Origin of the sequence: Streptomyces sp. NPDC005485 (assembly GCF_040606085.1) — a bacterium.
Lineage (GTDB): Bacteria > Actinomycetota > Actinomycetes > Streptomycetales > Streptomycetaceae > Streptomyces.
Window position 1 is genome coordinate 1 of sequence record NZ_JBEXDZ010000241.1, and the last position, 9,807, is coordinate 9,807.

General features: G+C 72.3%; 6 protein-coding genes. All 6 read right to left on the minus strand.

The window, feature by feature from the left end; genetic code table 11:
* A partial coding sequence (locus ABZS97_RS41745; RefSeq protein ID WP_356148278.1) for a thiamine pyrophosphate-binding protein occupies positions 1-650 on the minus strand: 650 nt, incomplete at its 3' end.
* Between the two features lie 46 nt (positions 651-696).
* Positions 697-1,482 carry a cyclase family protein gene (locus ABZS97_RS41750; protein ID WP_356148281.1) on the minus strand — a complete coding sequence of 262 codons (786 nt, stop codon included), beginning with the start codon at positions 1,480-1,482 and terminating at the stop codon, positions 697-699.
* A gap of 152 nt (positions 1,483-1,634) precedes the next feature.
* Positions 1,635-2,519: a fructosamine kinase family protein gene (locus ABZS97_RS41755; RefSeq protein ID WP_356148284.1), complete on the minus strand. Its 885-nt coding sequence runs from the start codon at positions 2,517-2,519 to the stop codon at positions 1,635-1,637.
* Between the two features lie 211 nt (positions 2,520-2,730).
* Positions 2,731-4,581, minus strand: a complete 1,851-nt coding sequence (locus ABZS97_RS41760) for a type I polyketide synthase (RefSeq protein WP_356148287.1) — start codon at positions 4,579-4,581, stop codon at positions 2,731-2,733.
* Positions 4,582-4,627: 46 nt separating this feature from the next.
* Entirely contained in the window at positions 4,628-9,313 is a 4,686-nt protein-coding gene (locus ABZS97_RS41765) for a beta-ketoacyl synthase N-terminal-like domain-containing protein (protein ID WP_356148290.1), read from the minus strand.
* A gap of 128 nt (positions 9,314-9,441) precedes the next feature.
* On the minus strand, positions 9,442-9,807 hold a 366-nt coding region (locus ABZS97_RS41770), incomplete at its 5' end, for a hypothetical protein (RefSeq protein WP_356148293.1).

A 9,807-nucleotide genomic window follows, 5' to 3' on the forward strand; every position in this document is an offset into this window, starting at 1 on the left:
GCCGTGAGGGCCGCGCGGCAGCCCGGCCCGCGGGATCCCCGGCCGGCCACGAAGACCGGCCGCCGGGAGCGCTCCAGGACCTGCGCCAACGCCGCCACGTCGGCCGCCGTCGGCTCGACCGCGGCCCGCTCGGGCGGGGGTTCCACCAGGGCCGACGCATCGTCCGGGACCTCCAGGGCCTGCACTTCGAGGGGCATGTTGAGCAGCACGGTGCGGCGTTCGTGCAGGGCCCGTCCGACTGCGGCGCAGGCCTGCTCGACGGCGTTCTCCGCCGAGGTCACGCGCGCCGTGACGGCGCCCACCGCGTGGGCCAGCGCGTCCTGGTCGACGTAGAAATTGGACGTGGGCCGGGTCACCTCGGCAGCCAGCACGAGGAGCGGCGTACGGCTCTTGGCCGCCTCGGCGACGCCGGTGACGGCATTGGTCAGACCGGGTCCCTGATGCACGCTCAGCGCGGCCACTTTGCCGCTGGTGCGGGCGTAGGCGTCGGCCATCGTCGCCGCGCCGCCCTCGTGGCGCGCGGCGACGAACCGTGCGCCGGCCGCGACCATGGCGTTGGCCAGATGGAAGTTGCCCGAACCCACCACGCCGAACACGTGGTCGACGCCGGCGGCATGCAAGGCCCGGCCGACGGCTTCGGCGACCTTCATGAGCGGACCTTCAGAAGCTTCAGGTCCTTGCGGATGTCAGGGAGCTTCATGAGCGCTCCACCAGAGCGAGCACCCGCGCCGGGGACCCCGATCCCGTGACGATGGGCAGCGGTCCCGCGATGACGACCGACCCGGTCGCCGGCAACGCGGCCAGGTTCCGCAACTGGGTCAGCCCGTACTTGTCGCTGCCCATGAGGTAGGAGTGACACGGGAAGACCGGGTCGAACGCGTGCGCCCCTCCGGCGTCGGTGCCCACGGTCTCGACACCGAGGCCGAGCACCGGCGACTCCTCTGCCACCCAGCGGGCGCATTCCGCGGACAGACCGGGTGTGTGCGGGCCGTTCTCGTCGGCGTTGAGGAACTCCTCCTGCGTGTCCGAGCGGGCGTCCCAGCCCGTGCGCAGCAGCAGCCAACCGCCGTCGGGCAGCGGCCCGTTCGCCGCCTCCCACGCCTTCACATGGTCCACCTCGACCAGGAAATCGGGGTCCTGCTCGGCCTCGGCGGTGAAGTCCAGCACGACCGCCGGTGCGATCAGCCGGCGCGCCGGTACCGACGCGACATCGGCGAGGTCCTTCCCGGTGACCCAGTGGTTCGGTGCGTCGAAGTGGGTGCCGGTGTGCTCACCGCTGCGGAAGTTGTTCCAGTACCAGGCCGGACCCCGGTCGTCGTACCTGCTGATCTCCTCCAGTTCGAACACCGCGGTCTGGCCGAAGTCGGCGGGCAGTTGAATCACCGGGGTGGACGACGACAGCGGGGACGTGAGGTCGACGACTTCGATGGCCCCACCCCGCAACGCGGACACCAGAGCGGCGAGGACGGACGGTTCGGGCACGGGGCCTCCTGAAACGACGACGGTGAAGCTGTCGGGCGATCCGCGGGATCGGATCCGGGTGGATGCCCGGACCCAGAAAGATGCTGACGCGGGCCGGTGTCCCTGTGAAGACTCGGTCGGGCATCGACCGCACCGGCTTCCTGCGCGGCGGGTCACCCCGCCAGGGCCGACCGGGCCGCCGCGACGGCCTGTTCGGCGTAGCCGCGGCCGAACAGCACGGCGTGCACCAGCAGCGGGAAGAGCTGGTGCACTCCGATGCGGTCCGGCCAGCCGTCGGCGAGCGGCGCCGCGTCCTGGTAGCCGTCCCGTACCGCCTCCAGGTGCGGGCACCCGAACAGTTGAAGCATCGCCAGGTCGGTCTCCCGGTGCCCGCCGTGCGCGGCCGGGTCGATCAGCCAGGTATGCCCGTCTGCGCCCCACAGCACGTTGCCGTTCCACAGGTCGCCGTGCAGCCGGGCGGGCGGCTCCGCGGGGCCCGCCAGCTCCGGCAGTCGCTCGCAGACGCGCTCGACCACGGCGGCCTCGGCGTGGCGCACCGTGCCGCCGTCCACCGCCCGACGCAGGTAGGGCAGTACCCGATGCTCGGCGTACCAGGTCGGCCAGTCCGTGCGGACGGGGACGTTGCGCATGCGAGCGCGTCCGATGTACGCGTCCTCCGTGCCGCCGGGTGGCGGGGCACCGAACGCGGGTGCGCCCGTGGCGTGCAGGGCTGCCAGGTCGTGTCCGAACCGCGCCGCCGCCCGGGCGCTCGCTCGGCCGGGTGGGACCCGGTCGATCACGAGCCAGCGCCCGTCATGGCCGTGCACCGCAGGAACCCGGACCGTGCCGGCGTCGGCCAGCCAGCGAAGTCCTGCCACCTCGGCCCGCACCGCACCGGGGTCGTCACCGCGCTTGACCATCACCGACCGACCGCCGTCCAGGGTGACTTCGGCGAGAGTCCCGGACAGTGGGCGCTCGCCCGTCACGGGGCGCCCGGTGAGGCGGGCCGCCGCGGCGCCCGCGCTCTCGCTCTCGTCGGCGGCCGGTGGGGCAGTCATGTGTCGAGGCGCTCGCGCACCTGGGCGCGCGGGCGGGGCGTCCTGGTGTCGTTCATGGCCGGTACCTCGTCGCATCCCTCGATCGTGCCTCGCAGTCCATCACCGGGAGCGGGCCGGCGTCCAGGTACCCCGGACGCGGTGCGCGTCGTAGCGCTCGGATGGCCGGTCCGGGAGTCCCGAACCAGCCATCGGAACCGGTCGCTTGTACCGCTCAGTTCTCCCGGCCGAACAACGCGTCGTGAAGATGAGCGGCGAGTTCGCCGACCGTCGGCTTGTCGAACAGAAGCCTCGCCGACAGGTCGAGCCCGGTGAGCTGGTCGAGTCGGTTGCGGACCTGGATCACGGCCAGCGAGTCGAAGCCGAGGTCGGTGAACGGTTTGTCGTCGGGCAGCGCCGCCGGGTCCGGTTGGCCGAGCACGGCGGCGACCTCGGCCCGCAGCAGGTCGCGCAGCTCCGGTTCCGACATCTGCGCGGGCCAGCTCTGCCGGGTCGGCGCCAGGTGGTTGCGTACGAGGCCGCCGACGATCGGCGGCAGCGCTGCCGCGGTCGGGTCGAACAGGACGGGCACCAGCACCGGTTCGGCCGAGCCGAGCGCGGCGTCGAACAGTGCGAGTCCCTGTTCCGCGCTGAGACCGGCGATGCCGGACGCGTTGATGCGCCGCCTGGCGAGGTCGGAGATCTGCTCGCCGAGACCTCCGCCCGGCTCCCACAACCCCCAGGCCAGTGACACCGCCGGCAGTCCGAGCGCACGGCGATGACCGGCCAGCGCGTCCAGGAACCGGTTGGCCGCACCGTAGTTGGCCTGTCCTGCCTTGCCGAAGATGCCGGCGACGGAGGAGTAGAGCACGAACGCCGACAACGGAAGGTGCGCGGTGGCCTCGTGCAGCACCCAGGCCGCATCGGCCTTGGGCCTCAGTACGGTGTCCAGGCGGGCCGGTGTCTGGGTGGCGAGCACGCCGTCGTCGAGCACGGCCGCGGTGTGCACGACCGCCGTCAGGGGCGGGTCGCACGCTGCGATCAGCCCCTGCACCGCGGAGCGGTCGGCCACGTCGGCGGCGAGGATCCGCACGTCGGCGCCCAGTTCGGACAGCTCCGTCCGCAGGTGCTCCGCGTTCGGCGCCGCCGGGCCGCGCCGACTGACCAGGAGGAGGTGTCGGATGCCGTGCTCGTGGACGAGATGCCGGGCGAGCAGAGCGCCGAGCGCTCCGGTTCCGCCGGTGATCAGGACGGTCCCGGCCGGGTCGATGGGCCGGGTGTCGCTCGGCGCCGCACGCCGGATCCGCAGGGCGTGCGGTACGCCGTCCCGGATGGCCAGTTGTGGTTCGGGGTTGCCGCCTACGAGGTCCAGCACGCGCTCCGCCGGAAGGTCGGCGTCCAGGTCGACCAGAGTGATCCGCTCCGGGTGTTCGGCGGCGGCGGCGCTCACCAGGCCGGCCACGGCGGCGGCCGCGAGGTCCGGGTCGGGGGTGGTGGCGTTCCTGGTGACGACGACGAGTCGGCCGCCGGATACCTGCCCCTGTTCTTGCCCTTGCCCTTGCCAGGTGTGCAGTGCTTGCAGCGCGCGTGTCGTCAGGGACCGGACATCGACTCCGTCTTCGTCGACGCTCCGGTCCCCGGCGATCTTGACGATCGTCGTCTCGCCGGTGGCCGGTACGGCCGCTACCGGGATCCATTGCGGGCGGAAGAGCATGGTGTCCTGCGGTGCCATCGGCCTGGTGAACATCGAGGCCACCGTGGCGACCGGCTCGCCGGTGTCGTCGAAGATGTCGACGCCGATGGTGTCGGGACCGGTGCGCACACACCGGATCCGTGCGCTTCTGGCGCCCGGTGCATGCAGCTCGACGCCGTTCCACACGAAGGGCACCCGTGCCCCGCCGGCCGGCCCTTCGGCCAGCGCGGCCGCGTGGACGGCCGCGTCGAGCAGCACGGGGTGCAGCCCGAACCTGCCGGCGACGCCGTCGGGCAGAGCGACTTCGGCGAACACTTCGTCGCCCCGGCTCCACAGGGCGGTCACCGCACGGAAGGCGGGCCCGTACGCGAAGGTGTCGTAGCGCTGTGCCACATCGATTTGTGCGGCATTGGCGGGCGGCCACTCGCCGCGGTATCGCTCAGGCCGGATCGCACGGCCGCAACCGGCCCGACGCGTGCCGCGTCCACTGCTCGGCCCCTCGCTGCTTGGCGTAGACGTCGATGCGCTGCCCGTCGACGACCACCTGGAGTTGGGTGTTGTCGTTGGGGGCCAGCCGCAACGGCGCCTCGATGGTCAGCTCGTCGACACCGGCTCCCGTACCGGCGTGCAACGCGATGTCGACGAACGCCGTCGCGGGGACCAGGGCCGAGTCGCCGACGACATGGTCGGCCAGCCAGCCGTGGGCTCGGACGGCGATCGCGCCACCGTGCACGATCCGCGGCGAGTCGGGGGCGACGAGGGCGGGTCCGAGCAGGGCGTGGCCGAGACCGCTGCCGCCCGGCTGCGGTGGATCGAGCCAGTAACGGCTGCGCTGGAAGGGATAGGTGGGCAGCGGGAACAGCCGGGCGCCGCTGCCCGCGAACACGGATCGCCAGTCGACGGAGATCCCGGCGGTGTGCACGGCGCCGACCGCCGCGAGCAGCGTTTCGACCTCGTCGTGACCGGCGCGCGTCGCCGGCACCGCTGCGGGAAGGCCCTCGGGATGCGGAAGCATTCCGGTCGCGGCGCGGCTGAGCACGGCGTCCGGGCCGACCTCAAGGCAGGTGGTCACGCCGGATTCGGCGAGGGTGGACAGCGCGTCGGCGAAGCGCACGGTGTGCCGTGCGTGCCGTACCCAGTACTCGGCCGAGCACATCTCCTCGGAGACCCTGCCCGTCAGCCCGCACACCAACGGGATCTCGGGGTGCCGGTAGGTCAGGCTCTCGGCGACTTCGCGGAATGCGTCGAGCATGGGTTCCATCAGCGGCGAGTGGAACGCGTGGCTGACGCGCAGCGGGGTGCTGCGGCCGAACCGTTCGGTGATGGCGATCGCCGCGGCCGCCTCGCCGGACACCACCACGGCGTGCGTGCCGTTGACCGCCGCGATCGAGACCCGGTCGGCGGCCTCGGCCACCAGCGGCGCGACCTCGGCCTCGGTGGCCGTCACCGCGATCATGACGCCGCCGGCGGGCAGCTCCGCCATCAACCGCCCGCGGGCGGCGACGAGCGTCGCCGCATCGTCCAGCGACAGCACTCCGGAGACGTGCGCGGCGGCGATCTCACCGATCGAATGCCCGACGAGCACGTCCGGCCGCATGTCCCAGGACTCCAGCAGCCGGTACAGCGCGACTTCGAACGCGAACAGGGCGGCCTGCGCGTGGTCGGTGCGATCCAGCGGTTCGCCGCCGAAGACCAGCTCACGCACCGGACCGCCGAGCGCCTGACACGCCTGGTCGAAGGCTTCGGCGAACACGGGGAACGCCTGCGCCAACTGCTTCCCCATTCCCGCCCGTTGGGCACCCTGACCGCTGAACAGGAACGCGAGGCGCGCGTCGGCCGGCACCACCGCCCCGGCGCGTTCACCGGCCGCCAGCGCACGCAGGGCGGCTCGGTCGCCGGCCGCGACCATCGCCCGGTGACCGAGTGCCGTACGCCCCGCCGCCAGCGTGTAGCCGACATCGATGTCGTCCGGCGCCTCGAGGAGCGCGGCGGCAACGGCCCGCAGGGCGGGGCCGTCGGCGCCGCTGAGCAGCCAGGGCGGGGCGAGGAACGCACGGCGCGGGTCCGGGTCCTCGGGCGGGGCCTCCTCGATGATCACGTGTGCGTTGGTGCCGCCGATCCCGAACGAGGAGACGGCCGCGCGTCGCGTCCGGTCGGACGCGGGCCACGGCTGGCCCGTCGCGAGGAGTGCCACCCGGCCGGCCGACCAGTCGATGCGCGGGCTCGGCTTGTCGGCGTGCAGCGAGGGCGGCAACTGGCCGTGCCGCATCGCCTCGACCATTTTGATCACGCCGGCCACGCCCGCCGCCGCCTGGGTGTGCCCGAGGTTGGACTTCACCGATCCGAGCCACAGCGGCCGGTCCTGGTCCCGGCCCTGGCCGTAGGTCGCCAGCAGCGCTTCCGCCTCGATCGGGTCACCCAGCGGCGTGGCCGTTCCGTGTCCGTCGACGGCGTCGACGTCCGCCGGGGACAAGCCGGCATCCGCGAGCGCCGATCGGATCACCTCGCGCTGCGCGCGTCCGCTGGGCGCGGTGAGCCCGTTGGACGCGCCGTCGGCGTTCATCGCCGAACCGCGCAGCACCGCGAGCACCGGGTGACCGTTGCGACGGGCGTCGCCGAGCCGTTCCAGCAGTACCAGCCCGACCCCCTCCGACCAGGCGGTGCCGTCGGCGTCCGCCGCGTACGACCGGCAGCGGCCGTCCGGCGACAGGCCGCGCTGCCTGCTGAACGCCAGGAAGGTCCTCGGCGTGGACATCACCGTCGCGCCACCGGCCACCGCGAGAGAGCATTCACCCGTGCGCAGTGCCTTCGCCGCCCAGTGCAGGGCGACCAACGACGACGAGCAGGCGGTGTCGACGGTGACGGCGGGGCCGGTGAGACCGAACGTGTAGGAGATCCGCCCGGACGCGACGGCGTGCGACGACCCGATGCCCAGCCGCCCTTCCAGCTCATGCGACTCGAACCGGCTCGCGTAGTCCTCGTTCATGACACCGATGAACACACCCGCGCCGCTGCCGGCCCCAGTACCTGAGTCCGCGCCCGTGCCGCGCAGTGTCGTGGTGTCGATACCCGCGCGTTCGAAGAGTTCCCAGGACGTCTCCAGCAGCAGGCGCTGCTGTGGGTCGGTGGCGAGTGCCTCGCTCGGCGAGATGCGGAACATCCCGGCGTCGAAGTCGGCCGCGTCGTACAGGAAGCCGCCACGCCGGGTCGTGGAGCCGCCGATCCGGTCCGGGTCGGGGTCGTACAGGTTGTCCAGGTCCCAGCCCCGGTCGGCAGGGAAATCCCCCGTCGCGTCGACACCGTCGGAGACCAGCCGCCAGAGATCGTCCGGCGACCCGACACCACCCGGGTACCGGCACGCCATCGCCACGATGGCGATCGGCTCGGGGGCGGGCGGGCGCGGCGCCCGCGCTTCGAGTACGGGCTCGGGTACGGGCTCTGACATCATCCGGGCGAGCGCGCCGATCAGTTCACCGGGGGTCGGAAAGTCGTACACGAGCGAGTGCGGCAGGGCGAGGCCGGTGCGTACGGCGATCCGGCGTCGCAACTGCACGCCGCCCAGGGACGACAGGCCCAGGTCCGTGAAGGCGCGATCGCGCCACCTGTCACCGCCGTCATCGACCTCGCCCCCGCCCTCACCGACGCCATGGCCATGGTCGTCGCACAGCGCAGCGATCTCCTCGCGTACGAGGTCCTCCAGCGCCGCCCGGCTCAACTCGCTTCGCCCGGCCGCCTGTTCCGCCATCGATCTGCGCAGGGGCTTTCCCGAGGACGTACGGGGAATCGTCTCGACCTGCCGGAATTCCACCGGCACCTTGTACAGGCTGAGCCGGCGCAGGCACAGCCGGCGCAGCTCCTCGGGCTCGTAGCCGTCCGCTTCCGGTACGACGAACGCCACCGGGACCTCGCCGGCCAGTTCGTCGGGCCGGCCGACCACGAGTACGTCGCGCACCGAGGGCGACTCCGCGACCACGGCTTCCACCTCCAGCGGGTGGACGTTCTGGCCGCCGCAGATGATCACGTCGTCGAGTCGGCCGGCGACGGTGAGCCGACCGTCGTCGAGCCGTCCCGCGTCGCCGGTCCGGTACCAGCCGTCGTCGGCCGAGGAGGCGGGCTGCCCGTGGTAGCCGAGCATGAGTCCCGGTGTGCGGACCAGGATCTCGCCGTCCACGACCCGGACTTCGACTCCGTGCACGGGTGTCAGGCCTGTCTCGCCCGGCAGTTGGACGGCGATCTTTCCGCTGGTCTCGGTGGCGCCGTAGCAGTCGAGCAGCGGCGTGCCGAACAGTTCCAGGACCGCGGCGCGCGTCGCCGCGGTGCAGGGCGCGCCCGCCGTGACGCACAACCGTGGCGGGACATCCACGTCCGGTGCCTGGTGGACGAGTTGGAGATAGGTGGCGGGTACGCCGGCAAGGACGCAGCCGGGATGCTCGGCGAGTGACGCCGTCGGATCACCGTCGACGATCCTCGTATGCGCGCCGATCGCCACCGTGCCGACGACCGCGAACGACAGTGCGAAGCAGTGGTGCAGCGGCAACGGCCAGACGATCGTGTCCTGTTCGGACAGTCCGAGCATGGGGCCGTAGCAGGCGGCCGCCGACCAGAGCATCGCGCGCTGGGTGGTCACCACCGCCTTCTGCGGGCCGGTGGTGCCGGAGGTGTAGAGCAGCCAGGCCGGCTCGTCGATACCGAGGTCGTCACGTGGCGGGCCGGACACGGCGGTCGGGCCGTCCTCGACGATCAGCACGCGCAGCTGTGGCCGTCGCTCGCGCAGCCGCTCCGCCATCGCCGCGTGCCGGGCCTCGGTGATGAACAGCGTCGCCCCGGAATCGTCGGCGTAGTAGGCGAGTTCCGCCTCGGTCGAGCGCACACTCACCGGCACTCCGACAGCCGCCGAGCGAACTACCGCGAGGGCGTGGACGACGAACTCCACACGACTGCCCACATGGATGAGCACCCGCTCGCCCCGGCCCACACCCAGTCCTGCGGCGTGCTGCCCGCTGGCGAGCAGGATCTCCCCGTAGGTCATCGTGCGGTGGGAGTCCGTGAACGCCGGGCGGTCCGCCGGGTGCTCGGACAGCAACGCCACCAGGGGCCGGAACAACTCTTCTCGAACAAGGTCCACTGCTCAACGGTACGGTCTTCCCCGCCCGTTGATCATTCCGCTCACCGGAACAGACCGGAACAGGACAGACCCGCCCGGGCCCGGGCGAGCTCATCCGGTTCGAGTCCGGCGAACGCGCGGTGGCCCGGTCAGTCCGTCGGGGCCCAGGGGACCCACGGCAGTGCCTGCCGCCATCGCGGCCGGTCATGAGCCCAGTCGTTCAGTACGCCGGCAACGATCTCGTGTCCCGACATGTCGAAGGGGCCCGGCACCAGGGCCTGGAAGTGCCGGTCGGCGCCGCCTTCGCGATACTCCACCCGGCAGCTCATGTCGTCGTTGAGGTAGACCTGAATGTAGTGCTGGTCCATCGGCTCCCTGTCGAGACGATCCACGATCACGAAGCGGTGCCTCAGGTTCATCTCGCTGAGCAGGTCGAAAAGGGCCTCCTCGGAGGGGTCCTCGAAGGTGTCCCCGCTCCAGGTCTTCGCGCGCAGCACTGGTTCCGTCACCCGCCG

Bases quoted from the DNA above. Each gene is read 5' to 3' on its own strand.
- ABZS97_RS41755 (WP_356148284.1), bottom strand. From the start codon at position 2,519: ATGACTGCCCCACCGGCCGCCGACGAGAGCGAGAGCGCGGGCGCCGCG.